We start from the raw sequence: 24,672 nt of genomic DNA on the forward strand, positions 1-24,672 counted from the left end.
GCGCGCCTTGCCGGCCGCTTGCGTCATCAACCGTTCAAATGCCCCGCGCTAGAGACGGCGGCATGAAGACGACCAAGATTCTCACTCTCACGCTCGGCGCCGGCCTCGCCGCCTGCACGCCCGCCGAGCTTCCCGCCAGGGCGCCGTTCGAGCCCACCCGATTCTCCGTCGAGGTGCAGGGCACCGGCCCCGACGTCATCCTGATCCCCGGCCTCACCGCCGGCCGCGACGTCTGGAGCGGCACGGTGCGGGCGGTGCCGGGCTATCGCTATCATCTCGTCCAGGTGGCGGGCTTCGCCGGCGATCCGCCGCGCGGCAATGCCGAAGGCGACGTGGTGGCGCCGCTCGCCGAGGAGATCGGCCGCTACATCGCCGCCAGCGGGCTGCAGCGGCCGGCGATCGTCGGCCATTCGATGGGCGGAACGGTGGCGATGATGATCGCCGCGCGCCAGCCCGACCGCGTCGGCCGGGTGATGGTGGTCGACATGCTGCCCCAGCCGGCCGGCCTGCTCGGCTCCTCGGCCGCCAATATGGGTCCGCTCGCCAATTCGCTGCGCGACCTCGCCGCGACGCCGGGGGGACGGCGCCTGTTCGAGAGCTTCCTCGGCAATCGCGGCAGCGACAGCGACGTGGTCGCCCGCGCCATGCACGAACTCGCCACCACCGACCTCACCACCGAACTGGGCCGTATCCGCGTGCCGTTCGCCGTGGTCTATGCGGCGCCGGACGCGCGCATGCAGGCCCGCGCCGACGCCAACTACCGCGCCGCCTACGCCCACGCCCGCGACGCGCGCCTGGTCCGGATCGACGACAGCGGCCACATGATCATGTACGACCAGCCCCGCCGCTTCCACGAGGAGCTGAAGGGTTTCCTGGCGGCTCGCTAGATCCTCCCCGTACCGGGGAGGATCAAGGCACCAGCACCGTGTCGACCGCGTCGGGGAGGAGGTCGGGGTGGTCGAGCGTGAAGTGGAGGCCGCGGCTTTCCTGGCGGGTGAGGGCGGAGCGGACGATGAGGTCGGAGACCTCGACCAGGTTGCGAAGCTCGATGAGATCCGGCGTCACCCGGAAATTGCCGTAATAATCCTGCACCTCCTGGCGCAGCAGATTGACCCGGTTGAGCGCCCGCTCCAGCCGCTTGGTGGTGCGCACGATCCCGACATAGTCCCACATGAAGCGGCGGATCTCGCGCCAATTGTGGTGGACGACCACTTCCTCGTCCGAATGGGTGACGCGGCTTTCGTCCCACGGCCGGATCGCCGGCGGCGGCGGCAGTTCGGACCAGTTGGCGTTGACGTGCCGCGCGGCCGCGATGCCGTAGACCAGGCATTCCAGCACCGAGTTCGACGCCAGCCGGTTGGCGCCGTGCAGCCCCGACATCGTCACTTCGCCGGCCGCGTAGAGGCCCGGGACGTCGGTCCGCCCGTCGAGGTCCACCATCACCCCGCCGCAGGTATAATGGGCGGCCGGCACCACCGGGATCGGATCGCGCGTGATGTCGATGCCGAGTTCCAGCAGGCGGGCGTGGATGGTCGGGAAATGGGCGCGCACGAATTCCGGGTCGCGGTGGCTGATGTCGAGATGGACGTAGTCGAGGCCGAGCCGCTTCAGTTCATGGTCGATCGCGCGAGCGACCACGTCGCGCGGCGCTAGCTCCGCGCGCCGGTCGAAGCGCGGCATGAACCGCTCGCCGCTGCCCGGCAGGCGCAGCCGCCCGCCCTCGCCCCGCATCGCTTCGGTGATGAGGAAGTTCTTGACCTCCAGATTGTAGAGGCAGGTCGGGTGGAACTGGTTGAATTCCATGTTCGACACCCGGCACCCCGCGCGCCAGGCCATGGCGATGCCGTCGCCGGTCGATCCCCGGGGATTGGTCGAATAGAGCCAGGCCCGGCTCGCGCCGCCGGTGGCGAGGATGGTGGCGCGGCCGGTGTACAGCGACACCGCGCCGCTGGCGGCGTCGAGCGCGTAGACGCCCCACACCCTCTTCGCATCCGAGCCGCGCTCGACATGGCGGCGGGTGACGAGATCGACCGCGACCTGATTGGGGATGAGGGTGATGTTGGGATGCCGCGCCGCCGCCCGTTCCAGCGCCTGCTGCACCGCCCAGCCGGTGGCGTCGGCGACATGGACGATCCGGCGATGGCTGTGGCCGCCTTCGCGGGTGAGGTGCCAGCGCGCTTCTCCGCCGGCGTCGAACGGGACCCCGAGTTCGGCCAGCCGCTCGATCGCCGCGGGCGCGTTCCCGACCACGAACTCGACGGTGCGCCGGTCGTTGAGGCCGGCGCCGGCGACGATCGTGTCCTCGATATGGCTGTCAAACGTGTCGCCCGCTTCCAACACGGCCGCGATGCCGCCCTGCGCCCAGGCGGTGGAGCCCGACGACAAGGTTCCCTTGGCGAGCACCGCCACCTTGAGATGCGACGCGAGGTTGAGCGCCGCCGACAGCCCGGCCGCCCCCGAGCCGATCACGACCACGTCGAAGGCGTGGTGTTCCGAGCTCATGTCGCGCACTTCCGTTCGGGCCGAACGGTTGGGACCATTCTGGTCGGAGTTTTCGTTTCAGGCCGCGGCATTCGCCGCCCGCGTGAGGTTCAGGAACACGTCCTCCAGATCGGCCTCGCGGGTCGAGACGTCGACGATGCCGAGCCCTTCGCGCTGCAACGCCGCCAGCACGTCGCCGGCATTCACCTTGTCCTTGCGGTAGGTGATGGCGAGCGTCCTGTCGCCCTTGAGGTCGATCTTCTCGAAACAGGCATTGACGGGCGGGACGGCGAGGTCGCGGTCGACGGTCACCTCGACCGCCTTTTCCTGCGCCATGCCGATCAGGCTGCGGGTCGTCTCATTGGCGATGAGGCGGCCGTGATTGATGATGGCGATGCGGTCGCACAGCTGCTCCGCCTCTTCCAGATAATGGGTGGTGAGGACCACGGTGACGCCCTGCGCATGGAGCTGGCGGACATAGTCCCACAATTGCTGGCGAAGCTCGATGTCGACGCCCGCAGTCGGCTCGTCGAGCACGAGGATCGGCGGCGAATGGACCATCGCCTTGGCGACCAGCAGGCGCCGCTTCATGCCGCCCGACAGAGTGCGGGAATAAGCGTTCGCCTTGTCTTCCAGCCGCACCGCGCGCAGCAGCTCCGTCGTGCGCCGCCGCTCCTTCGGAACGCCGTAGAGGCCGGCCTGGATTTCCAGCGTCTCGGCGGGGGTGAAGAAGGGATCGAACAGGATTTCCTGCGGCACGATCCCGATCGACGCCTTGGCGTTGCGCGGATGGGCGTCGATGTCGAAGCCCCAGATCGACGCCGTGCCGCCCGATTTGCGGACCAGCCCGGCCAGGATGTTGATCAGGGTCGACTTGCCGGCGCCGTTCGGACCGAGCAGCCCGAAGATTTGCCCGCGCGGAACGTCGAGGCTGACCCCCTCGAGCGCGCGCTTGCCGCCGTCATAGGTTTTTTCAAGGGCGCGGATCGAGATTGCGGCTTCGGTCATCGCCAGCGGCGATAGCGGCAGAAGCGAGTGCGGGGAAGGCGAGTTGTGGCTGCGGCGGTTCAGCGCGCCGCCTTGCGCAGCGCCGCGCGAACCAGCGCGTCGAGCGTCGCGCCGGGGCCGAGCTCGGCCTCGGCGGCGGCGACGGCCGTGGCGGCCTCGCTTGGGCGGAAGCCGAGGCCGGTCAGCGCGGCGAGCGCGTCCTGGGCGAGAGTGCCCGCCGGGGCGCCCGCGCCGCCCACCGCCGTGCCGCCGGCGCCGAGCGCGATGCCGCCCGCTTTGTCCTTCAATTCGTTGACGATGCGCTGGGCGAGCTTCGGGCCGACACCGGGGGCGCGGCCGACCATCGCCTTGTCGCCGCTCGCCACCGCGCGGTGGAGCTCGTCGACGGAGAGGGTGGAAAGGATGCCGAGCGCGACCCGGCTGCCGACGCCCTGGACCGAGACGAGCAGGCGGAACCAGTCCCGCTCCTCCGCCGAGCCGAAACCGACGAGGCGCATCGAATCCTCGCTGACCAGCATCTCGGTGTGGAGCGCCACATCCTCACCGATCGCGCCGAGCGCCGACAGCGTGCGGGCCGAGGCGGAGACGAGGTAGCCGACGCCGTTCACGTCGATCACGGCGAAGTCGGCGCCGAAGGAATCGAGCTTGCCCCTGAGCTTCGCGATCACTGCACCGTCCCCTTTTCCGCGGCCGTTCGTCGCGGGCCGATCCGTTTTCCGTCCCTACTCAGGAAGCGGGGGTGGAGAAAGCCCGCGCGCTGGCGAGATGATGGGCATGGGTGATCGCGACGGCGAGCGCGTCGGCCGCGTCGGCCCCGGTGATGCGCACGCCCGGCAGCAGCCGCTGCACCATCGCATGGACCTGCGTCTTGGCGGCGCCGCCCGTCCCCACCACCGCTTTCTTGACCAGCCGCGGCGCATATTCGCCGACCGCGATGCCGCTGCGCGCCGCGGCGAGCAGGATCACGCCCCGTGCCTGGCCGAGCTTCAGCGTCGATTGCGGATTGTCGTTCACGAACACCTCCTCCACCGCCGCCGCGTCGGGCCGGTGGGCGAGGAGCAGGTCGGCGAGCGCGTCGTGCAGCGCGACCAGCCGGTCGGCCAGCGCCGCCTTGGCATCGGTGCGCACCTGCCCGTTGGCGACATGCGACAACCGGTTCCCCGACGCCGCGATCACTCCCCACCCGGTGCAGCCAAGCCCCGGATCGAGGCCGAGGATGATCAAAGCCGGGGGACCATCAGGCGAGCGCTTCCATCACCTCGTCGGGTACGTCGTAATTGCCCCAGACGGTCTGGACGTCGTCGTCGTCCTCCAGCGCGTCGATCAGCTTCATCAGCTGGCCGGCGTCGTCGGCGCCGACCTCGACCAGCGTCTGCGGGCGCCAGGCGAGCTTCACGCTCTCCGGCTCGCCGAGCGCGGCCTCGATCGCCTTGGACACTTCGTGCAGGTCCTCCTGCGCGGTCCAGATTTCGTGGCCTTCCTCGCCGGACTGCACGTCCTCCGCGCCCGCCTCGATCGCCGCTTCCAGCACCTTGTCGGCGTCGCCGGCGGCGGCGGGATAGGTGATGAGGCCCAGCCGGTCGAAGCCGTGACTGACCGAGCCGGACGCGCCCAGATTGCCGCCATTCTTCGAGAAGATGGTGCGCATGTTGGTGGCGGTGCGGTTGCGGTTGTCGGTCAGCGCCTCGACGATCAGCGCCACGCCGCCGGGGCCGAAGCCTTCGTAGCGCAGCTCCTCGTAATTCTCCGCCTCGCCGCCCGAAGCCTTGTCGATCGCGCGCTGGATATTGTCCTTCGGCATCGACTGCGCCTTGGCGGCGGCGATGGCGGCGCGCAGGCGTGGGTTCATGTCGGGATCGGGCAGGCCCATCTTGGCCGCCACGGTGAGCTCGCGCGAGAGCTTCGAAAACATCGCCGAGCGCTTTTTGTCCTGCGCGCCCTTGCGGTGCATGATGTTCTTGAATTTGCTGTGACCGGCCATGGCCGTTCGTCATCCTTGATGTGAAAGGGATCGCCGCTCTCTAGGCGAGCGCGGGCGCCTCGCGCAATGGCCGGGACCCGGCCGCGATCGTCCAGGCGACGACCGCGAGCGCGGCGGACAGTGCGAGCTGCAGTGCAGAGACGAGGCCGTCGACGATCGCGACGGCGGCGAGCAGGTCCGGCCGGTCAAACAGCTGGAGCGCGTAATGGGTGAGGGCGTGGTGCGCCGCGACCACCGGCAAGATGGCGAGATAAGCGAGCACCAGGGCGCCATTTTGTCCGGCAAGCCGCCGCCACGCGCCGGTCGGCCCGAGCGTCCGGTCGCCGACCGCGAGCGCCGCCTGCCAGGCGAAGAGCCGCACAAGCAGCAGGCCCGCCAGCGCGCCGAGCAGGGCGGAGACCGCCCCGGTCGTCGCGACGCCGCGGTTGCCGACGATCAGCGTGGCGAGGCCGGTCATCGCGCCCATCAGGACGGTGACGCCGATCATGAACAAGGCGTAGCGGCCGAGCGCCGCGGTGGGCGCGGCGGGCCGCTCCACGCCCGCGAGGCGGCGGGTCAAAGCGTAGCCGAGCCAGAAGACCAGTACGACCCGAACCGCGACGGCGGCGGTGAAGGCGGGCGTCGCGGCGCCGCCCGCCGCGATCACGAAGAAGTCGATGAGATTGGTCCCGGCCGTGACCGCAAAGGCGACGATCCACCAGCCCCGGCCCATCCGCCCCAGAAGCCCGAACATCCGCGCCGCCGCGCCGCCCCGCGCTCCACCGTCCATCTTCGATTCCCCCCTTGTTTCGGGGCAGCCTAGCACTCCACCACATTGACGGCGAGGCCGCCGAGGCTGGTCTCCTTGTAGCGCTCGTTCATGTCGAGCCCGGTCTTGCGCATCGTTTCGATCACCTGGTCGAGGCTGACCCGGTGGGAGCCGTCGCCCACGAGGGCGAGGCGGCTCGCCTCGATCGCCTTCACCGCGCCCACGGCGTTGCGCTCGATGCACGGCACCTGGACCAGCCCGCCGACCGGATCGCAGGTGAGGCCGAGATTGTGCTCCATGCCGATCTCCGCCGCATTCTCGATTTGGGCTGGCGTTCCGCCGAGCGCGGCGGTGAGCCCCGCCGCCGCCATCGAGCAGGCGACGCCGACCTCGCCCTGGCAGCCGACCTCGGCGCCGGAGATGGAGGCATTTTCCTTGAACAGCGAGCCGACCGCCGCGGCGGTGAGCAGGAAGATGCGCACGCCCTCGTCGGTCGCGCGCGGGGTGAAGCGCTGATAGTAACGCAGCACGGCGGGGACGATCCCGGCCGCGCCGTTGGTGGGCGCGGTGACGACGCGGCCGCCGGCGGCATTCTCCTCGTTCACCGCCAGCGCCCACAGGTTCACCCAGTCGATAACGGTGAGCGGATCCTGCAGCGCCCGCTCCGCCCGCTCGGTGAGAAGACGGTGGAGCGCGGGCGCGCGCCGCTTGACGTTGAGCCCGCCGGGCAGGATGCCGTCCGCCGCCATGCCGCGATCGATGCAGGCCGACATCGCGTCCGCGATCGCCGCCAGCCGGGCGTCGATCTCCTCGTCCGACAAAACCTCGCGCTCGTTGGCGCGGGCGATCTCGGCGATCGTCAGACCTTCGCGCGCCGCGATGGCAAGCAGCTCCTCGCCCGATCCGAAATCGTAGCGGGCGGCGATCGCGCCGGCGGGCGGCGCGTTGCGGGCGATCGCCGCTTCGTCCACCACCGCGCCGCCACCAACCGAATAATAGATCGCGCTGTCGAGCGCCCGGCCGTCCGCGTCCTCCGCGGTGAAGCGCATGCCGTTCGAATGATGAGGCAGCCGCTCGCGCTGCAGGAAGCGCAGGTCGCGCGCTTCGTCGAAGGCGATGTCGCGCGTGCCGCCGAGCCTCAGCCGGCCGGTCTCGCGGATGCGGGCGACGGTGCGGTCGGCTGCGTCCGGATCCATCCGGTCGGGCCGGTCGCCGGACAGGCCGAGGAGGACGGCGCGGTCGGTGGCATGGCCCTTGCCCGTCAGCGCCAGCGAGCCGTAGAGATCGGCCTCCACCCGCGCCACCGCGTCGAGGAGGCCGCGCGCCCGCAGCATCTCGACAAAGTTGCAGGCGGCCGTCATCGGCCCCATCGTGTGGGAAGAGGATGGACCAACCCCGATCTTGAAGAGATCGAAGACGCTGCAAACCACGAAGATTCTCCTTGTCCGGCGACATGGGCCGACGGCGCGGCCATGGCAAGCATGACCGCGCCCTTCGTGCTGCTGGAAGAAGCGCGCGGCGGCGCGCGGGCGCTGCTGCTCGCCGATCCGCTGGATGTCCTCGAGGCGCGGCGGCCGGAGGAGGTGCGCCCCGCTTTCGACCGGCTGCGCGCCGAAAAGGGCCATTGGGCGGGCTTCATCGCCTATGAGGCGGGCCATGCGCTGGAGCCGAAGCTGGCGCCGCGCGCGCGGGAGGGGCGGCCGCTCCTGTGGTTCGGACGGTTCGCGGCGGCCGAGGAGGTGGCGCTGGCGGACCTGCTGCCCGATCCCGCCGGCGCCTGGGCGGGGGTCCCCCGGCCGCGGGTCGGCGAGGCGCAACATGCCGCCGCCGTCCGGCGCATCCAGGACCATATCGCGGCCGGCGACATCTATCAGGCGAACCTCACCTTCCAGGCGGAGGTGAAGGTGGCGGGCCACCCGCTCGCCCTCTACGCGGCGATCCGGCGCCGGGCGCGGGCGGGGCATGGCGGCATCGTCTTCACCGGCGCCGACTGGCTGTTGTCCTTTTCGCCCGAACTGTTCTTCACCTTCGCCAAAGGCCGGCTCGAGGCGCGGCCGATGAAGGGGACGGCGGCGCGCGGCGCCGATCCCTCCGCCGACCGCGCCGCCGTGGAGGCGCTGCGCGCGGATCCCAAGCAGCGCGCCGAAAATCTGATGATCGTCGATCTGCTGCGCAACGACCTCTCCCGGGTCGCCGTGCCGGGCAGCGTGCGGGTGCCGGAGCTGTTCGCGATCGAGACCTATCCGACCGTCCACCAGATGACCTCCACCGTCGTCGCCGAGGCGGAGGCGGGGATCGGCCCGGTCGAGGTGATCGAGGCGCTGTTCCCGTGCGGATCGATTACCGGGGCGCCCAAGATCCGGGCGATGGAGCTGATCGACGGGATCGAGCCGGAACCGCGCGGCATCTATACCGGTTCGATCGGCAGGCTTGCGCCGGGCGGCGAAGCCGGTTTCAATGTGGCGATCAGGACCCTGGCCCTGCGCGCCGGCGACAATGTCGCCTCGCTCGGGCTCGGATCCGGCATTGTGGCGGACAGCCGCGCCGCCGACGAATGGCGCGAATGTCTGGCGAAGGGAGCCTTTGTGAACGATCCGGACCGGCGCTTCGATCTCATCGAGACGATGCGCTTCGACCCGCATCAGGGGCTGCCCGATCTGGAGCGCCACCTCGCCCGCCTGAAGGCGAGCGCCGACGCGCTCGATTTCCGGTTCGACCGGCACGGGGCCCGCAACGAGCTGCAGGCGGCGACCTTCCGCCTGCGCGCGGCCGCGAAGGTGCGCCTGCTGCTGAGCCGGAGCGGGGCGATGGCGATCGAGGTGGGGCCGTTCCCCGCCGCGCCGCGCCAGCCGGTGGAGGTGGCGCTGGCGCCGCTTCCGGTCGCGCCGGAGGATTTCCGGCTGCGCCACAAGACCAGCGACCGCGCCTTCTACGACGAGGCGCGCGCGGACGCGGGCGCGTTCGAGACCCTGTTCACCGATCCGGCCGGCTTCCTCACCGAAGGCAGCTTCACCCATCTGTTCGTCGACCGGAAGGGCATGCTCCTGACACCGCCGCTGGCGCGCGGGCTGTTGCCCGGCGTGCTCCGCGAGCGGCTGATCGAGGAGGGCCGCGCCGAGGAGGCGGACCTCGTCCCCGCCGATCTCATCAACGGCTTCTTCGTCGGCAATGCGCTCCGCGGCCTCCTTTCCGCGATCATTCGGCGATCATGAGCAGCAGGGCATAGCCGCCCGCCCCAGCCAGGAAGGCGGGGAAGCGACTCTCCGTATCCCCGGGCAGTTCCTCCTTCAGGACGTTGAGCACGATCGATCCGGCCAGCAGCGCGAACAGCGCCGACAGCCACACGGCGCCGATCTCGGTCGCCGCGCCGAGCGCCCAGCCCGCTACCGGCGCAAGGCCCAGCAGCCAGCGCCCCCGCGCGTGGAACAGTCGCCCGTGATGCGCACGCAGCGCCTGGTCGTTGACGAGGAAATGGACGCCCATCGCCAGCACGAACAGCAACAGGCTGCCCATCCCGCCGCCGTCGCGGTGCACCAGCAGATAACCGATCAGCACATTGTACAGCGCGAAGACGCCGAGATGAGTCCAGAAGACGGACGGCGAATGTTCGACGCAGCGCTCCGAGGAGCGGCGCAGCATCGCGTCCACCCCGTAGAAGATCGACAGGCCCGCGAGCGCCACCACATAAACGTGTCGCTCCAGCGCCGCGAGCGGCCCCGTCACATGGTCGGCGAGCGCGCGTTGGTGGTGAGCGAGGTCGGGCAGCAGGTGGACGAACACATAAGCCACCGCGATCCCGCCCGCCGCCGAATGCCAGGCGTTGCGACCGCGCTCGCCGAAGCCGTGCAGCCGGTCGCCCAGCAGGTGCACCGATGCGAACAGCAGCGCCGCCGCGAGGCTGGGGAGAAGGTCCGCCGCCATGCCCGATCAACCCGAAGGGGCGTGCAAATATCCCGGCGTCAGGCGGCGATCGGAAAGCGCAGCAGCCGGTCGGCGACGGGCACCAGCGCCTGCGCCTCCGGACCCACGGCGCGGACGATCTCCGGATGATGGGCGTCGAGCCCGCCGGTCAGCGCGCCGAAGGCGGGAAGGATGATCTTGCGCTCGGTCGCGACGAAGCAGCGGCGCGAGATCCGCCGGCCGCGATGGGTGATGCGCAGCTTCGGGTGGAAATGGCCGGACAGTTCCGGCCGCGACTCGTGCGGATCGGCTTCGTGGCGGAGCACGAGGCCGTCGACCACCGCTTCCGCCACGATCTCGCCGCCGCAATGATCGGCGAACCCCGGGTCGTGATTGCCGGCGATCCAGGTCCAGCGGGTGGCGGCGGTGAGGCCGGTCAGCAGTTCCCGCGCCCTGGCCGGCAGCCGGTCGCAGCCGTGGCGGTCGTGGAAGCTGTCGCCCAGGCACCAGATCTCCTCCGCCCCGCTCGCCGCGACGACGGCGGCGAGGTCCGACAGGGTGGCGATCGAATCATAAGGCGGCAGCATCTGGCCGAGCCGCGCGAACCAGCTCGCTTTCTCGAGGTGAAGGTCGGCGACCAGCAGCGCGCGCCGCGCCGGCCAGAACACCGCCCCCTGCGGCAGCGCCATCAGATCGTGTCCTGAGAACGAAAAGCGAACCATGGCGCAGGCTATGCTGGCCCCGCCATGTTTTTTCAAGCGGCATTGAACCGGCCGCCCTAGGCACGGCACCTATGTCGCGAACCAGCGAGGGGACGGGAGGTGAGCGAAGGCAGGGACAAGGCGCAAGCGCTCGACGCCTACCTGGTCGCGGGGGCCCGCGGCGGCGATGCGAAGGCCTTCGCCCTCCTCGTCCGGCGCTGGGACGGGCGGCTGCGCGCCCATGCCTGGCGGCTGCTGCGCGACGAGGAACAGGCGCGCGACGCCGTCCAGGACGGCTGGGCGGAGATCGTGCGGGGGCTGAGGCGGCTGCAGGACGAACGCGCCTTCGCGGCCTGGGCCTATCGAATCGTGTCGCGCCGCTGCGCCCGGACGATCGGGGCCGCGCAGGCCCGGCGGCGGCTGGAAGCGGCGGTGGCGGCGGCGCCCGCCCCCGCGGCGCCCGAGGCCGCGCCGGACGCGGAGCGGCTGCGGCGGGCGATCGCCGCGCTGCCGCCGGAACAGGGCGCCGCCGTCGCCCTGTTCCATCTCGAAGACATGACAGTCGCCGAAGTGGCGGTGGCTCTCGACGTCCCGGCGGGCACGGTGAAGACCCGCCTCATGCATGCGCGGCGCAAGCTGCGCGCGGCGCTGGAAGGAGAATGACGATGCGGGATCTCGACCGGATGATCGACGAGGCGCTGGACCAGGAGGAGCGCGAGCTGCTCGCCCGGATCGGGCCGGAGCCGGGCTTCTTCGGCCAGGCGTTCGGCCTGTTCGGCGGCCGGCTCGGCTGGGTCAACGCGCTGATGATGGCGGTGCAGGCGGCCCTGTTCCTCGGCGGCGTCTATGCGGCCTTCATGTTCTTCGACGCGGCCGAGCCGGTGGCGCAGCTGCGCTGGGGGCTGCCGGCGGCGGTGCTGCTGATCCTGTCGCTGATGATCAAGCTGTCGCTGTGGCCGCAAATCCATGCCGACCGGCTGATGCGCGAACTGAAGCGGATCGAGCTGCAGCTCGCGCGCAGGGGCTGATCAGCGGGCCTCGGCGGCGGGCGGAGCGGGCGGGGCATTGCGCGCCTCGCCCGATTCGTGCTGGGTCGCGAAGAAGAGGGCGGTGCCGAGCAGGAAGCCCTGGCCCACCAGCAGGAACGGATTCTGCAGCTTCTTCAACACCTTCATCTGACCACCCCAATGACGGCCGGGCGATATTGCCCGGCGCGCCTTTTCTCCCGGAAAGCGCGGCCCCTTACGGCCCCGGAAGGAGAATTGCACCAACTTTTTCGCTGATGCCCCGGCAAGGCTGAAGCCAGGGTGAATCAGTCGCCGGCTTTGTCCCGCTGCTCGGTCGGGAGAAAGCGGCGGAAGATGCGCAGCAGCGTCAGCAGCGCAAGCGCGAATCCGGCGCCGACCAGCACCACCAGATATTGCCCGGCCCCGCAGGCGATGCCGATCGACGCGGTGATCCAGATGTTCGCCGCCGTCGTCATGTTGCGCACGGTGCGGCCCTGCACGAAGATCATGCCGGCGGCGATGAAGCCGATCGCCTGGCTGAGCCCCTGGATCGCGCGCAGCGGATCGGGGGCGAAATCGTCCGCGCGCAGCTGATCGAACAGGATGAGCGAGGAGACCATGATCATCGCCGACGAGAGCGCGACCAGCGCGTGGGTGCGGATGCCCGCCTCGTGGCCGTTCAGCTCCCGGTCGAGCCCGAGGAGCAGCCCGATCAGCGACGCGAGACCGAGCCGCAGCATCAGCTCGCCGAGCGAATGGACCTCCAGCGGATCGGCCGTGAACATAACGCAGCTGCAACGGCCGCCCGGACGAAAGGTTCACCAGCAAAGAAGCCGCACCAGTCTGCCCCGAGCCGAGACTCAGGAAGCGGCAGGGGTGGCGTCCAGGGTCTGGGCGATGGCGGCGGCGAGTTCGTCCATGCCGAAGGGCTTGCGCAGCACGGGCGCGTCGCGGCCGACCGCCGCGTCGAGCTGTTCGCTTTCGGCATAGCCGGTGGCGAACAGGATCGGCAGGGCCGGGCGGCGCTCGCGCAGGCGCCGGGCGACTTCGGCACCGTTCATGCCGGGCATCGCGAAGTCGAGCAGAACCAAATCGGGCCGCGATTCCTCGGCGCGGGCGAGCGCCTCCTCGCCATTCTCCGCCGTCACCACGTCATGGCCCAGCCCCTCGAGCGTGTCGGCGAGGAAGCCGCGCACGTCCGGATCGTCGTCCACCACCAGAATCCGCGCCCCGCACGCGACGCCCGCCGCCGCCTCCGGCTCCGCGTCGGCCGGCGGCTCGTCGGGCGCGGCCGAGACGGAGCGGCGGAGGAGGATGTGGACGCGCGTGCCCTGGCCGGCCGCGCTCTCGATGCGGGCGGTGCCGCCCGCCTGGCGCGCGATGCCGTAGACCTGGGCGAGGCCGAGGCCGGTGCCCTTGCCGAGCGGCTTGGTGGAGAAGAAGGGCTCCATCGCGCGGGCGAGCACGTCGGGCGCCATCCCCTCGCCGGTGTCGGCGACGGTGATGCGGACATAATCGTCCGGCTCCAGCTCGGCGCTGTTCTCCTCCCGCACCAGAGCGGTGGCGATGGTGAGGGTGCCGCCGTCCGGCATCGCGTCGCGGGCGTTGATGGCGAGGTTGAGGATCGCGTTTTCGAGCTGGTTGACGTCGCACACCGCATGGTCGGCCGCCGGATCCAGTTCGGTGCGGATGCGGACCGCCGAGCCGATCGTGTGGCGCAGGATCGCGCGCATATTGTCGATCACCGCGTTCACCGCGACCGGCGTCATGCTGATCCGCTGGATGCGGGAGAAAGCGAGCAGCTGGCCGGTGAGCTTGGCGCCGCGCCGGCTCGATTCCAGCGCGGCCTCGGCGATGCGCTTCAGCCGCGGATCCTCGACCCGCCGGGCGATCATCTCCAGCCCGCCCATGATCGGCGTCAGCAGATTGTTGAAATCGTGGGCGATGCCGCCGGTCAGCTGGCCCACCGCCTCCATCTTCTGCGCTTGGCGGAGCGCCTCCTCGGCGCGCTCCCGCTCGGCGATCTCGGACGTCAGCCGGTCGAGCGCGGCGCTGAGATCGGCGGTGCGCTCGGCCACCCTGCCCTCGAGCATCTCGTTCACTTCGCGCAGCGCCGCTTCCGCCGCCTTGGCGTCGGTCACGTCGTGCGCCACCCCGATGAAGCCGACATGTTCCCCGTCCGGGCCCCAGCGCGGCTGGGATTCGGAGCGCAGCCAGCGCCACTGGCCGTCCGCGCGCAGATAGCGCCCCTCCAGCACGAACGGCTTCAGCGTCGCTTCGCCGGCCAGCGATTCGGCGACGATCCGTTCGATGTCGTCGGGATGGATGCGGCTGCGCCAGTCATAGTCGATCGCCTCCTCGTAGGAGACGCCGAGGAATTCGGCATAGGCGATGTTGACGAAGCCGCGCTTGCGGTCGAGCTTGGTCACCCACATCGGCACCGGCGCGCTGTCGGCGATCAGCCGGAACCGTTCCTCGCTCTCGCGCAGCTTGGCTTCGGCGAGATGGCGGGCGGTGACGTCATAGCCTTCGACGAAGATCCCGGTGACGCGGCCTTCCTTGTCCTTGATCGGCTGATAGACGAAATCGACCAGCCGCTCCTCCGGCTCCGCGTCGGGCTTCGAGCTTATGGCGACGGCGATGCCGTGGCCGGTGAACGGCTCGCCGCTGCGATAGACGCGGTCGAGCAGCTCGAAAAAGCCCTGGCCGGCGATCTCGGGCAGCGCGTCGCGCACGGTGCGGCCGACGAGATCGCGCTTGCCGACCAGGTTCGCATAAGCGTCGTTGGCGAGTTCGAAGCAATGGTCCGGCCCGCGCAGCACGGCGATGAAGCTCGGCGCGCGGTCGAACAATTGCCGCAACCGGTCCGCCTCCTCCACCCGCCGCCGCTCGGCCAGCACGGTGTCGGTCGTTTCCATGCAGGTGCAGAACATGCCGCACACCGCCCCGTCCTCGCCGCGCAGCGGGCTGTAGGAGAAGGTGAACCAGGTCTCCTCCTCGAACCCCTTGCGCCGCATGGTGAGCGGCAGATTTTCCCAATAGGTCCCCTCGCCCGCCATCGCCCGCTCCACCAGCGGCAGGATGTCGGGCCAGATTTCCGCCCAGATATCCTCGAAGCGGCGGCCGAGCGCGCCCGGATGCTTGTCGCCCAGGATTTCGGCATAGCCGTCATTGTAGAGGAAGGTGAGCTCCGGTCCCCAGGCGAGGAACATCGGGAATTTCGAGCCGAGCGCGACGCCGACGATGGTCTTGAGCGGCTGCGGCCAGCCGGAGGGATCGCCGAGCGGCGTCGCCGTCCAGTCGAACGTCCGCATGCGCGCGCCCATCTCGCCGCCGTCGGCGAGGAAGCAGTGCGCGGACGCATTGGGCAGGCCCGGAACGGCGGCGGCCGGCATCAGACGATCATCGCTCCCCTCGGACGGTCCAGAAGCCGGAATCTAGCGGGGCCGGCGTCCGGAAGGAAGGCCGTCACGGCCGGCTTTGTGCCGCGAAGGCTTCGGCCTGGCGCATCACCCGCAGCAGATTGCCGCCCATGATCTTGGCGATGTCGGCTTCCGAGAAGCCTTCGCGGCGGAGGCGCGCGGTGATGCGGGGGAGCGCCGTCACGTCTTCCATGCCGATCACGCCGCCGCCGCCGTCCCAATCGGCGCCGAGCCCGACATGGTCGACGCCCATCACCCGCACCGAATGGAGCAGGCTGCGCATGTGGAGGTCGAAATCGGCGGTGGTGTAGGGCCGCTGCGCGTCGAGCGCGGCGCGGTCGGCGAGCAGCTGCCGCCGCTGCTGCGCGTCCAGATTGTGCCAGTTGGCGTGGCGGCGGTTGATCTCCTGGCGCTCCGGCGAGCTGTCGTGCGCGACGAGGAAGATCGAGTTGATGAACATCACCCCGCCCTTCGCCGCGAGCCGCCGCAGCCGATCGTCGTCGATGTTGCGGGGATGGTCGAAGATCGCCTTGGGTCCCGAATGCGACAGCACGATCGGCACCTGGCTGAGCTCCAGCATCTGATCGAAGGCGGCGTCGGACGAATGGCTGGCATCGATCAGCATGCCGAGCCGGTTCATCTCCGCCACCCAGCGCCGGCCGAGCGGCGAGAGGCCGCGCCAGCGCGGCGTGTCGGTGGTGGAATCGGCGAACTGGTTGTTGCGGCTGTGGACCGGGCCGGCCATGCGCACCCCCAGCCGATGGAAGGTGGTGAGGAGCGACAGGTCCTCGCCCAGCGGCCAGCTGTTCTCGATGCTCTGGAAGGCGATCTTCTTGCCCTCGCGATGCAGCCGCTCGGCGTCGTCGGCGGTGGTGGCGAGCGCGATCCGGTCTGAATTGGCGGCGATCACCCGCTGGATCGCGGCGGCGCGCAGCAGCGCCCGGTCGCGCGCCTCGGCATAAGCGGCCGGGTTGAGCTCGCCCTGGCCCAGATAAATGACGAAGAAGCCGCCATCGAGCCCGCCTTCCGCCATGCGCGGCAGATCGACCTGGCTGCCGTCATATTCGTAGCGGTTGAGCGCGCCGAAATCCCAGCCGGGCCGTTCGAACAGCATCGGCGTGTCGAGATGGGTGTCGAGCACCAGCATGCTGTCGTGGACCAGCCGGTCCTCCGGCGTCACGTCCGGATGGGCCATGGCGGGCGCGGCGAGGAACAGCGCCGAGGCGCACAGCAGGGCAGTTCGCATATCAATCCTGTCTCTCCGGAAGCTTCGGCTCCAGCATGGAAGGGGGATTGCGGGGGCGCAACCCCCCCGCTTGCCTTCGCCGGTTCACGCGCCCATCTTGCACCCCGACGGAGCGTGGGGGATCGATGGCGAAGTTACGGCGTCTCGACTGGCTCTACATCGACCTTCCCTTCGCCCGGGCGGGGAGCGCCAACGCCTATCTTCTCGCCGTCACCATCTCCGGCCTCGCGCTGCTGCTGCGGCTCAGCCTCGATCCGTGGCTGGAGGGAATCCAGTTCATCACCTTCTATCCCGCGGTGCTCGCCGCCGCCTTGTTCTGTGGGTTCGGGGCGGGGCTGTTCTCGGTCCTGTTCTGCACCCTTGCCGTCTGGTTCTTCCTGGTCGAACCGCGCGGGACGGTCGGCGGGGCCGCCTTCGAACAGGTGCTCGCCCTGATCTTGTTCGTGGTGGTGGCGGGGCTGACGGTGCTGGTGGTGGGGGCGATGCGGGTGGCGGTGCGCAAGCATCGCGAGCTCAGCCGCACGCTGCGCCAGCGCATCGAGCAGCGCACCGCCGAGCTGCGCCAGGCCGAGGCCAATCTCGCCCAGTCGCAGAAGATGGAGGCGGTGGGCCAGCTGACCGGCGGCATCGCGCACGATTTCAACAATATGCTGGCGGTGGTGCTCGGCAATCTCGACATGGCGCAGCGCCGGCTGGGCGAAGGACGGACCGACGTCTTCCGCCAGATCGACAATGCGATGGACGGGGCGAAGCGCGCCGCCGCCCTCACCCAGCGGCTGCTCGCCTTCGCCCGCCGCCAGCCGCTCGAGCCGGCGGTGGTCGACGTCAACAGGCTGCTCGGCGACACGGCCGAGCTGCTGCGGCGCACGCTCGGCGAGGCGGTCCGCATCGAATGCGCGCTGTCCAAGGACACGTGGCGGGTGTGCGCCGATCCCGGCCAGCTCGAAAGCGCGATCATCAACCTCGCCGTCAACGCCCGCGACGCGATGCCGGACGGCGGGACGCTCCGCATCGAATGCGAGAACCGGGCGCTTAGGGAGGAAGAGGTGGCGGGGAGACCGGTGCTTCGGCCGGGCGACCATGTGCTGATCCGCGTCGCCGACACCGGCTGCGGCATGCCGCCCGACGTGGCGAGCCGCGCGTTCGAGCCCTTCTTCACCACCAAGGATGTGGGCCGCGGCACCGGCCTCGGCCTCAGCCAGGTCTACGGCTTCATCCGCCAGTCGGGCGGTCATGTCGAAATCCACAGCGACGAGGGTGCGGGGACACGAATCCTGCTGTTCCTCCCCCGCCACCAAGGAGAGGCGCCCTCCGGAACGGGCGCCGGCGCGGCCGACCCGGTCGCGCCGCGCGGCCGGGCGGAGGAGGTGGTGCTGGCGGTGGAGGACGAGGACCAGGTCCGCCGCACCGCGGTCGAGGCGCTGACCGAGCTCGGCTACGGCGTGCGCGAGGCGCGCAGCGGCGTCGAGGCGCTCGCCATCCTCGCCAACGATCACTCGGTCGACCTGCTGTTCACCGACATGGTGATGCCGGGGCTGGACGGCCGCGCGCTGGTCGCCCGGGCGCTCCGCCAGCGGCCGGACCTGCGCATCCTCTACACCACCGGCTACAGCCGCGAGAACGGCGGCGGCGCGCCGACGCTGGAAGGCCCGCTTCTCCAGAAGCCCTACGCCTACGACCAGCTCGCCCGCGCCATCCGCGACGCGCTCGATCGGGAGGCGGGGCGCTAGGGGGCGGGGTCACCGTCGCGGCCGGGTTCCCGCTCTCCGGCCTCGCCCAGGAATTCGGGCATGGTCGCCGATCCTTCCGCGCTGATGCCGCGCCGGCCGAACACCTCGCCGAGCGTCATGAACAGGATCCTGAGATCGAGCAGGAAGCTGCGATTGTCGACATACCAGACGTCGAGCGCGAACTTTTCCGGCCAGCCGATCGCGTTGCGGCCGTTGACCTGGCTCCAGCCGGTGAGGCCGGGGCGGACCTCGTGCCGGCGCGCCTGTTCGGGCGAATAGCGCTCCAGATAGGCCATCAGCAGCGGCCGCGGGCCGACCAGGCTCATGTCGCCGCGCAGCACGTTCCAAAGCTCCGGCAGCTCGTCGAGGCTGGTGGAGCGCAGAAAGCGGCCGAAGCGGGTGAGCCGCTCGGCGTCGCTCAGCGGCCGGCCGTCCGCGTCGACCGCGTCGCGCATGGTGCGGAACTTGATCAGGGTGAAGGGGCGGCCGTGGAGGCCGGGGCGGACCTGCCGGAACAGCACCGGCCGGCCCAGCGCCAGCGCGACCGCGGCCGCCGTCCCGGCCAGCACGGGCGACAGCAGGATCAGCGCCGCCGCGGAGACGGCGATGTCGAACATGCGCTTCAGGTCAAAGGCCGGCATGGCGGAGGATCTCGCGGTTGACCTGATGGACGTCATATTTCTCCTCGGCGATGCGGCGCGAGGCGGCGCCCATGCGGGCGGCGAGCTCCGGCTCCTCGACGAAGCGGCGCATGGCGGCGAGCAGCGCGTCCGCGTCGCGCGGCGGGACGAGGAAGCCGTTCACGCCCTCCCGCACCGTCTCGCGGCAGCCGGGCGCGTCGGTGGTGACGACCGCGCGGCCCATCGCCATCGCCTCGAGCACGGAACGGGGCGTTCCCTCTCGGTAGGAGGGAAGCACGTAGACGCTGGCCTCGCCGATCGCCGGACGCACGTCGTCGAGCCGGCCGAGCATCTCGACGCCCGCCGCCTCGATCTCGTGCAGCTCCGCCTCGCCGATCGCGTCGGGCGACGCGTCCCGCCAGCCGGCGAGCGCGATGCGAAGGTCCGGACGCTCCCGCTTCAGCCGGCGCGCCGCCTGCGTATATTCGCGCACGCCCTTGTCCTTGAGGAAGCGGGCAATCATCAGGAAGGACGGCGCACCGGGCAGCGGCCGCGGGGCGAAATGAGCGATGTCGACGCCGGAGCCGTTCACCACCGCGGTCGGCAAACGGGCAGGAAGCAGGCCCATCTTGCGGAAGTCCTCGCGGTCGTCGCCGTTCTGGAAAATCGCGACGGCCGCCTTGCGCAGGCCGCGCCGGTAGCCGAGCCGGCCGATGAAGCGGCTGAGCAGACGCTTGGGCTCGCGTCCGCCGGTGAAGGCGTAGCCGAGGCCGGTGACCAGGGCGACGAAGCGCGCGCCCACCGCCGCCGCGGCCGGTCCGCCGAGCAGGATGGGGGTGATCGTATAGGCGATCACGACGTCGGGCTTCAGGCGGCGGAAGAGGCGCCGCAGATCCGCCATCGTGCGGAGCGCCGTCAGCGGGTTGAGGCTGGCGCGCCCGAGTCGGATGTCGATCGGCTCGGCCCCCAGCGCGCGCACGGCGGCGGCGACCGCCTGGTCGATGCCCGGCGCGAGAGCGAACACGCGGTGCCCGCGCGCGACCATCTCCGCGATCAGCGGCCCGCGAAAGGTGATGAGCGACGGCGCGAAGCCGCCCAGCAGCACCACCCGCCGGCCGTCCGCCGCCGCTTCGTTATTGTCCACATGTCCCGCCACGCCGGCCCTTTGGCCCGGCAACCCCTTCATTTGCAAGAGCGACCGGCGGAAGCTAGATGGAGCCCGAATGCCGGCGGTCCCCGTTCCGGCCGGAGAAGTCTTCTATGTGCGGCATGACCGGTTTCCTGGGCGGACGCTGGCGCACCGGCGAGGCCGGGGCGCGCGGCCTCGTGCGCGCCATGGCCGGCGCGGTTCACCACCGCGGACCGGACGGCGGCGGCGACTGGATCGATCCCGACAGCGCCGTCGCGCTCGGCCACCGCCGCCTCGCCGTGCTCGATCTCTCGCCCGCCGGCGAGCAGCCGATGACGTCGCCGAGCGGCCGCTACGTCACCGTCTATAACGGCGAGATCTACAATCATCCCGAGCTTCGCGCCGCGCTGGAGGCGGAGGGGAAGGCGCCCCGCTGGCGCGGCCATTCGGACACCGAGACGATGCTGACGGCGATCGACGCCTGGGGCATCGAGGCGGCGCTGAAGCGGATGGTGGGCATGTTCGCCATCGCGCTGTGGGACCGGTCGGAAAAGCGGCTCACCCTCGCCCGCGACCGGTTCGGAGAGAAGCCGCTTTACTATGGATGGCAGGGCAGCGGCGAGGACGCCGTGTTCCTGTTCGGGTCCGAGCTCAAGTCGCTGGCCCGTCATCCCGCGTTCCGGGGCGAGATCGACCGGCGGGCGCTCACGCTCTACACCCGCTTCAGCTATGTGCCGGCGCCGCATTCGATCTATGCGGGCATTTCCAAGCTTGCCCCCGGCACCTTCCTGACGCTCGCCGCGGGCGAACGCGAGCCGCGCATCGTGCCTTATTGGTCGCTTGTCGAGGTCGCGGCGGCCGGCGTGGCGGACCCGGTGCGGCTGGGCGCCGAAGAGGCGTGCGACGAGCTCGAGGCGCTGCTCATGAAGGCGGTGCGGCGGCAGATGATCTCCGACGTGCCGCTCGGCGCCTTTCTCTCCGGCGGCGTCGATTCCTCGACGGTGGTCGCTTTGATGCAGGCGCAGTCGTCGCGCCCGGTCAAGACCTTCACGGTCGGCTTCCACGAAGGCGCCTATAACGAGGCGGATCACGCCGCCGCGGTGGCCCGCCACCTGGGCACCGACCATACCGATCTCTTCATGCAGCCGGCGGACGCTCTGGCCGTCATCCCGAGCCTTCCCGCCATTTACGACGAGCCGTTCGCCGACGCGTCGCAGATACCGACCACCCTGGTGTCGCGGCTCGCGCGGCAGCACGTCACGGTGTCGCTGTCGGGGGACGCCGCCGACGAGCTGTTCGCCGGCTACAATCGCTACCGCCTCACCGCCAATCACTGGCGCCGCCTCGCCCGCGTGCCTCGGTCGTTGCGGCGGCTTACGGCGGCAGGCTTGCTCTCGGTCTCTCCTTCCGCCTGGGACCGCATCGCCGGGCGCCTGCCCGGTGCTTCCGGCCTGTCGCTCCCGGGCGAGAAGATCCACAAGGGGGCGGGCGTGCTCGCCAGCCGGTCGGCCGACGATCTCTACCACGGCCTCGTGTCGAGCTGGCGCGATCCCGCGTCGGTCGTGCTCGGCGGATCGGAGCCGGAGCGCGACATCCCTCCGGCGTTGCAGGCGTTCGGCGATATCGAGCGGATGATGGCGCTCGACCAACTCACCTATCTGCCCGACGACATCCTCACCAAGGTGGACCGGGCGGCCATGTCGGTGTCGCTCGAAACCCGCGTGCCGTTCCTCGACCATGAGGTGGTCGAATATGGCTGGCGCCTCCCGCTCGACTACAAGCTGCGCGGCGGCGAGACCAAGTGGGCGCTGCGCCAGATCCTCTACCGCCACGTGCCCCGCGAGCTGATCGAGCGGCCGAAGATGGGCTTCGGGATTCCGATCGACGACTGGCTGCGCGGTCCCTTGCGCCCCTGGGCGGAGGCGCTGCTCGATCCCGACCGTCTCCGGCAGGAAGGCTATTTCGATCCGGCCCCGATCCGCCGCGTCTGGGATGCGCACCAGTCGGGACAGGTCAACAGCCAGTATCTTCTGTGGACGATCCTGATGTTCCAGTCCTGGCTGGAAGCGCGCGGGAACGCGGAGCAGGAGTCCGCCGTGCCGCGGGAAGCCGCCTTTGGCTGAGGACGGCCGGATGCCGCCGCCGGCGATCTTCGGCGCGGGCGGGCACGCCAAGGTGGTGCTCGAATCGCTGCTGCGCGCGTATCCGGAAGCCGAGCCCGTGCTGCTCGACGATGCGGCGGACGCGCCCGGCCGCCGCCTGCTCGGCCACGCCGTGTCGGGCGGGCGCGACTGGCTGCTGGCGCACCGGCCGGGGGCCCGGGTGATTCCCGCGATCGGCGACAATCGCGCCCGGGCGGAATTGCTCGCCTGGCTGGAGGAGAACGGCTTCATGCCCGCCGCGCTCGTCGATCCGACGGCGGTCGTGAGCCCGAGCGCGCGGGTCGGCGCCGGGGCCTATGTCGCGCCCAACGCCACGGTGAATGCCGAAGCCGAAATCGGCGCCGGCGCGATCGTCAACACCGCGGCGAGCGTGGATCATGACGCCGTCCTCGGCCGCACCGTCCATATCGGGCCGGGGGCGCGGCTGTGCGGCGGCGTAGTCGTCGGGGCGCGGACCCTGATCGGCACCGGCGCCTGCGTGATCCCCGGCGTCAGGATCGGTGCCGACGCGGTGGTCGGCGCCGGGAGCGTGGTGGTTCGCGACCTAGCTGACGGCGCGCGCGTCGCGGGGAACCCCGCCCGGCCGATCTGAAGCGGCCTCGATCTGGCCCTGATCGGGCCTGATCAATTCCTGGAGCTTCGCGCGGACCGCGGACGCATCGCCGGCGAAGATGGCGGCGCGCAGCAGGTCGACATGCGGCCGCAGCTCGGTGAACGGCACGTGCCGCTCCTTCGCCATCTTGATCCGCGGATGGGCGGTGTCGAGCGTCTCGTCGCCGACGAACAGCTCCTCGTAGAGCTTCTCGCCGGGGCGGAGGCCCACATAGGAGATTTCGACGTCGCCGTTCGGATTGTCCGCATCGCGCACGGTCATCCCCGACAGGCCGATCATGTTGCGGGCGAGCTCGGCGATCCGGATCGGCTCGCCCATGTCGAGCACATAGACCTCGCCGCCCTGCGCCATTGCGCTCGCCTGAAGCACCAGCTGAGTCGCCTCCGGGATCGACATGAAGAATCGGGTGACGTCCGGATGGGTGACGGTGACCGGCCCGCCCTTCTTGATCTGCTCGCGGAACCTCTGGACGACCGAGCCCGAGGAATCGAGCACGTTGCCGAAGCGCACGATCCCGAAGCGGGTGTCGCCCATGTCCGACAGCGCCTGGACGATGAGTTCGGCGACGCGCTTGCTCGCGCCCATCACGCTTTCGGGACGGACCGCCTTGTCGGTGGAGATCATCGTGAAGCGGGTGAGCTTGGCCTCCAGCGCCGCGCGGGCCAGGATCCAGGTGCCGATGACGTTGTTCTCGACGCCGATCACCTCGTTATGTTCGAGCAGCGGCACATGCTTGTACGCGGCGGCGTGGTAGATCGTGTCGACCTCGTGGCCGCGGATGATGTCGCGGACCAGCAGCTCGTTCAGCATCGAGCCGACGATCGGCACCAGCGTCGGGCGCTCGGCCGGATCGCGGGCGTGCAGGAGCTCGATCAACTGCTGCTCGATCGTGTAGAGCGCGAATTCCGAGTGATCGAGCAGGACCAACTTGGCCGGACGGCCGCGGACGATCTGCCGGCAGATTTCCGATCCGATCGATCCGCCGGCGCCGGTGATCAGGATCGAGCGCCCGTCCACCGCCTCGTGGATCAACGCGCTGAGCGGTTCGACGGGATCGCGGCGCAGCAGATCGTTGACGTCGATCGGCCGCATGTCGCTGATGGTGAAGCGGCCCGACACGATCTCTTCGGGCGAAGGGACGGTCTTCACCTCGACATTGAGCTTGTTGAGGCGCCAGATCGCGTTGAGGCGCTGCGACCGGGTGGCCTGCGGAATGGCGAGATAGATTTCCTGCACCTCATTCTCGCGCACCCGCGTCTCGAGATTGAGCGGCGAGTAGATGACGGTGCCGGCGACGATCTGGCCGCGCAGCGCGGGATCGTCGTCGACGAAGCCGCACAGATGAAGATTGGGATCGCGCCGAACCGATTCGGCAAGGCTGATGCCGGCCGGATTGGCGCCGTAGATGAGCACGTTGCGCTGGCGTCCCGCGGCGCGTTCGGGGGTGAAGCGGGTCGCGCTCACCACCAGGCCCGCCATGACGTAGCGGCCCATGAACAGCAGCACGAACAGGAAGCCGCAATAGATGAAGCCGACCGAGCGCGGGACCATGATCTGGATGCCGTCGACCGTCATCGTCGCGCGGGTCAGGTAGACGAGCAGCGCCCAAGCGGTCGCCGCGAGCGCGGCGCCGAAGAAGATGCGGCTGACCGTGCCGAGATCGAAGAAGCGCAGGACGATGCGGTAGATGCGCAGCTGCGACAGGCCGAAGATGCCGATCGCGAAGGCCACCGCCGCGGCCGCGATGACGACCGGGTCGTTCGGAACGTAAGGCTCACCGAAGCGCGCCGAAAAGGCGCCCCACAGCGCCAGCATCATCGCGACGAAATCATACGCGATCAGGATCGAGCGTTTGCTTGCCCGGTCGGCCTGCGAGAGGCGGGTGAGAAGTCTTTGAACCATAACGAATTCGCGCTCTTAACCG

At 70.2% G+C, this 24,672-nt stretch carries 23 protein-coding genes; 7 read left to right on the plus strand and 16 right to left on the minus strand.

Features of this window, described 5'->3' with window-relative positions:
- Positions 1 to 62 precede the first annotated feature (62 nt).
- A complete protein-coding gene (locus ACK4K7_RS00775; protein WP_431863216.1) occupies positions 63 to 887 on the plus strand; it encodes an alpha/beta fold hydrolase in 825 nt (274 codons plus the stop codon).
- Positions 888 to 909: 22 nt separating this feature from the next.
- Here the strand turns inward: ACK4K7_RS00775 and nadB are convergent, their stop codons facing one another.
- From nadB to ACK4K7_RS00810, 7 genes are read right to left on the minus strand one after another with little or no spacing between them, the layout of a single operon-like run.
- Positions 910 to 2,502: an L-aspartate oxidase gene (nadB, locus tag ACK4K7_RS00780; protein ID WP_431863217.1), complete on the minus strand. Its 1,593-nt coding sequence runs from the start codon at positions 2,500 to 2,502 to the stop codon at positions 910 to 912.
- 57 nt (positions 2,503 to 2,559) lie between these two features.
- On the minus strand, positions 2,560 to 3,489 hold the full coding sequence (locus ACK4K7_RS00785; protein ID WP_431863218.1) for an ABC transporter ATP-binding protein: 930 nt from the start codon (positions 3,487 to 3,489) through the stop codon (positions 2,560 to 2,562).
- 59 nt (positions 3,490 to 3,548) lie between these two features.
- Entirely contained in the window at positions 3,549 to 4,157 is a 609-nt protein-coding gene (ruvA, locus tag ACK4K7_RS00790) for a Holliday junction branch migration protein RuvA (RefSeq protein ID WP_431863219.1), read from the minus strand.
- Positions 4,158 to 4,215: 58 nt separating this feature from the next.
- A complete protein-coding gene (gene ruvC / locus ACK4K7_RS00795) occupies positions 4,216 to 4,713 on the minus strand; it encodes a crossover junction endodeoxyribonuclease RuvC (protein ID WP_431863220.1) in 498 nt (165 codons plus the stop codon).
- 13 nt (positions 4,714 to 4,726) lie between these two features.
- Positions 4,727 to 5,470 carry a YebC/PmpR family DNA-binding transcriptional regulator gene (locus ACK4K7_RS00800; protein WP_431863221.1) on the minus strand — a complete coding sequence of 248 codons (744 nt, stop codon included), beginning with the start codon at positions 5,468 to 5,470 and terminating at the stop codon, positions 4,727 to 4,729.
- A 40-nt stretch (positions 5,471 to 5,510) separates the two neighbouring features.
- Entirely contained in the window at positions 5,511 to 6,239 is a 729-nt protein-coding gene (locus tag ACK4K7_RS00805; RefSeq protein ID WP_431863222.1) for a hypothetical protein, read from the minus strand.
- Between the two features lie 29 nt (positions 6,240 to 6,268).
- Positions 6,269 to 7,648 (minus strand): L-serine ammonia-lyase, encoded by a 1,380-nt coding sequence (locus ACK4K7_RS00810; protein WP_431863223.1) that lies wholly within the window; start codon positions 7,646 to 7,648, stop codon positions 6,269 to 6,271.
- 42 nt (positions 7,649 to 7,690) lie between these two features.
- Between ACK4K7_RS00810 and pabB the strand changes: the two genes are divergently transcribed.
- Positions 7,691 to 9,430, plus strand: coding sequence for an aminodeoxychorismate synthase component I (pabB, locus tag ACK4K7_RS00815; RefSeq protein ID WP_431863224.1), 1,740 nt, complete (start codon positions 7,691 to 7,693; stop codon positions 9,428 to 9,430).
- Here the strand turns inward: pabB and ACK4K7_RS00820 are convergent.
- Both ACK4K7_RS00820 and pdeM read right to left on the minus strand, forming a co-directional pair.
- Positions 9,414 to 10,139 carry a hypothetical protein gene (locus tag ACK4K7_RS00820; protein WP_431863225.1) on the minus strand — a complete coding sequence of 242 codons (726 nt, stop codon included), beginning with the start codon at positions 10,137 to 10,139 and terminating at the stop codon, positions 9,414 to 9,416. The genes pabB and ACK4K7_RS00820 overlap by 17 nt on opposite strands.
- A gap of 38 nt (positions 10,140 to 10,177) precedes the next feature.
- Positions 10,178 to 10,840, minus strand: coding sequence for a ligase-associated DNA damage response endonuclease PdeM (gene pdeM / locus ACK4K7_RS00825; RefSeq protein WP_431863226.1), 663 nt, complete (start codon positions 10,838 to 10,840; stop codon positions 10,178 to 10,180).
- Between the two features lie 99 nt (positions 10,841 to 10,939).
- On the opposite strand from pdeM, the gene ACK4K7_RS00830 reads away from it, so the two are divergent.
- The gene (locus ACK4K7_RS00830) at positions 10,940 to 11,482 is read left to right on the plus strand and encodes an RNA polymerase sigma factor (protein ID WP_431863227.1); all 543 of its coding nucleotides are present in this window, start codon (positions 10,940 to 10,942) and stop codon (positions 11,480 to 11,482) included.
- Positions 11,483 to 11,484: 2 nt separating this feature from the next.
- Complete coding sequence (locus ACK4K7_RS00835) at positions 11,485 to 11,847, plus strand: DUF6768 family protein (protein WP_431863228.1); 363 nt, start codon at positions 11,485 to 11,487, stop codon at positions 11,845 to 11,847.
- On the opposite strand, the gene ACK4K7_RS00840 is transcribed toward ACK4K7_RS00835, so the two are convergent.
- The 4 genes from ACK4K7_RS00840 to ACK4K7_RS00855 all read right to left on the minus strand — a co-directional run bounded on the left by ACK4K7_RS00840 (position 11,848) and on the right by ACK4K7_RS00855 (position 16,494).
- Complete coding sequence (locus tag ACK4K7_RS00840; RefSeq protein ID WP_431863230.1) at positions 11,848 to 11,994, minus strand: hypothetical protein; 147 nt, start codon at positions 11,992 to 11,994, stop codon at positions 11,848 to 11,850.
- Between the two features lie 137 nt (positions 11,995 to 12,131).
- Positions 12,132 to 12,611, minus strand: coding sequence for an MgtC/SapB family protein (locus tag ACK4K7_RS00845; RefSeq protein WP_431863232.1), 480 nt, complete (start codon positions 12,609 to 12,611; stop codon positions 12,132 to 12,134).
- A 75-nt stretch (positions 12,612 to 12,686) separates the two neighbouring features.
- Positions 12,687 to 15,221, minus strand: coding sequence for a PAS domain-containing protein (locus tag ACK4K7_RS00850; protein WP_431863233.1), 2,535 nt, complete (start codon positions 15,219 to 15,221; stop codon positions 12,687 to 12,689).
- Positions 15,222 to 15,294: 73 nt separating this feature from the next.
- Entirely contained in the window at positions 15,295 to 16,494 is a 1,200-nt protein-coding gene (locus tag ACK4K7_RS00855) for a dipeptidase (protein ID WP_431863234.1), read from the minus strand.
- 125 nt (positions 16,495 to 16,619) lie between these two features.
- On the opposite strand from ACK4K7_RS00855, the gene ACK4K7_RS00860 reads away from it, so the two are divergent.
- Complete coding sequence (locus ACK4K7_RS00860; protein ID WP_431863236.1) at positions 16,620 to 18,224, plus strand: ATP-binding protein; 1,605 nt, start codon at positions 16,620 to 16,622, stop codon at positions 18,222 to 18,224.
- Here ACK4K7_RS00860 and ACK4K7_RS00865 read toward each other — a convergent pair.
- Together ACK4K7_RS00865 and ACK4K7_RS00870 are read right to left on the minus strand one after the other, a co-directional pair.
- Complete coding sequence (locus ACK4K7_RS00865) at positions 18,221 to 18,865, minus strand: sugar transferase (RefSeq protein ID WP_431863237.1); 645 nt, start codon at positions 18,863 to 18,865, stop codon at positions 18,221 to 18,223. The two genes, ACK4K7_RS00860 and ACK4K7_RS00865, sit on opposite strands and share 4 nt — an antisense overlap.
- Positions 18,852 to 20,000, minus strand: a complete 1,149-nt coding sequence (locus tag ACK4K7_RS00870) for a glycosyltransferase family 4 protein (RefSeq protein WP_431863239.1) — start codon at positions 19,998 to 20,000, stop codon at positions 18,852 to 18,854. The genes ACK4K7_RS00865 and ACK4K7_RS00870 overlap by 14 nt, the downstream gene beginning before the upstream one ends.
- A gap of 113 nt (positions 20,001 to 20,113) precedes the next feature.
- Here ACK4K7_RS00870 and asnB point away from each other — a divergent pair, with 113 nt between their 5' ends.
- Both asnB and ACK4K7_RS00880 read left to right on the plus strand, forming a co-directional pair.
- Entirely contained in the window at positions 20,114 to 22,096 is a 1,983-nt protein-coding gene (gene asnB / locus ACK4K7_RS00875) for an asparagine synthase (glutamine-hydrolyzing) (protein WP_431863240.1), read from the plus strand.
- The gene (locus tag ACK4K7_RS00880; RefSeq protein ID WP_431863241.1) at positions 22,089 to 22,727 is read left to right on the plus strand and encodes an acetyltransferase; all 639 of its coding nucleotides are present in this window, start codon (positions 22,089 to 22,091) and stop codon (positions 22,725 to 22,727) included. The genes asnB and ACK4K7_RS00880 overlap by 8 nt, the downstream gene beginning before the upstream one ends.
- Here ACK4K7_RS00880 and ACK4K7_RS00885 read toward each other — a convergent pair.
- Entirely contained in the window at positions 22,680 to 24,650 is a 1,971-nt protein-coding gene (locus ACK4K7_RS00885) for a polysaccharide biosynthesis protein (protein WP_431863242.1), read from the minus strand. The genes ACK4K7_RS00880 and ACK4K7_RS00885 overlap by 48 nt on opposite strands.
- Positions 24,651 to 24,672 lie beyond the last annotated feature (22 nt).

It is taken from the genome of Allosphingosinicella sp., assembly GCF_046295735.1.
Taxonomy (GTDB): domain Bacteria; phylum Pseudomonadota; class Alphaproteobacteria; order Sphingomonadales; family Sphingomonadaceae; genus Allosphingosinicella.

What these genes read in the sequence shown, in the direction of transcription:
- ACK4K7_RS00775 (WP_431863216.1), top strand. Translation starts at nt 63, where the DNA reads ATGAAGACGACCAAGATTCTCACTCTCACGCTCGGCGCCGGCCTCGCC.
- ACK4K7_RS00805 (WP_431863222.1), bottom strand. Translation starts at nt 6,239, where the DNA reads ATGGACGGTGGAGCGCGGGGCGGCGCGGCGGCGCGGATGTTCGGGCTT.
- asnB (WP_431863240.1), top strand. Translation starts at nt 20,114, where the DNA reads ATGACCGGTTTCCTGGGCGGACGCTGGCGCACCGGCGAGGCCGGGGCG.
- ACK4K7_RS00855 (WP_431863234.1), bottom strand. Translation starts at nt 16,494, where the DNA reads ATGCGAACTGCCCTGCTGTGCGCCTCGGCGCTGTTCCTCGCCGCGCCC.
- ACK4K7_RS00845 (WP_431863232.1), bottom strand. Translation starts at nt 12,611, where the DNA reads ATGTTCACGGCCGATCCGCTGGAGGTCCATTCGCTCGGCGAGCTGATG.
- ACK4K7_RS00850 (WP_431863233.1), bottom strand. Translation starts at nt 15,221, where the DNA reads ATGCCGGCCGCCGCCGTTCCGGGCCTGCCCAATGCGTCCGCGCACTGC.
- ACK4K7_RS00885 (WP_431863242.1), bottom strand. Translation starts at nt 24,650, where the DNA reads ATGGTTCAAAGACTTCTCACCCGCCTCTCGCAGGCCGACCGGGCAAGC.
- nadB (WP_431863217.1), bottom strand. Translation starts at nt 2,502, where the DNA reads ATGAGCTCGGAACACCACGCCTTCGACGTGGTCGTGATCGGCTCGGGG.
- ACK4K7_RS00860 (WP_431863236.1), top strand. Translation starts at nt 16,620, where the DNA reads ATGGCGAAGTTACGGCGTCTCGACTGGCTCTACATCGACCTTCCCTTC.
- ACK4K7_RS00820 (WP_431863225.1), bottom strand. Translation starts at nt 10,139, where the DNA reads ATGGCGGCGGACCTTCTCCCCAGCCTCGCGGCGGCGCTGCTGTTCGCA.
- pabB (WP_431863224.1), top strand. Translation starts at nt 7,691, where the DNA reads ATGGCAAGCATGACCGCGCCCTTCGTGCTGCTGGAAGAAGCGCGCGGC.
- ACK4K7_RS00865 (WP_431863237.1), bottom strand. Translation starts at nt 18,865, where the DNA reads ATGCCGGCCTTTGACCTGAAGCGCATGTTCGACATCGCCGTCTCCGCG.
- ACK4K7_RS00835 (WP_431863228.1), top strand. Translation starts at nt 11,485, where the DNA reads ATGCGGGATCTCGACCGGATGATCGACGAGGCGCTGGACCAGGAGGAG.
- ACK4K7_RS00800 (WP_431863221.1), bottom strand. Translation starts at nt 5,470, where the DNA reads ATGGCCGGTCACAGCAAATTCAAGAACATCATGCACCGCAAGGGCGCG.
- ACK4K7_RS00785 (WP_431863218.1), bottom strand. Translation starts at nt 3,489, where the DNA reads ATGACCGAAGCCGCAATCTCGATCCGCGCCCTTGAAAAAACCTATGAC.
- ACK4K7_RS00840 (WP_431863230.1), bottom strand. Translation starts at nt 11,994, where the DNA reads ATGAAGGTGTTGAAGAAGCTGCAGAATCCGTTCCTGCTGGTGGGCCAG.
- pdeM (WP_431863226.1), bottom strand. Translation starts at nt 10,840, where the DNA reads ATGGTTCGCTTTTCGTTCTCAGGACACGATCTGATGGCGCTGCCGCAG.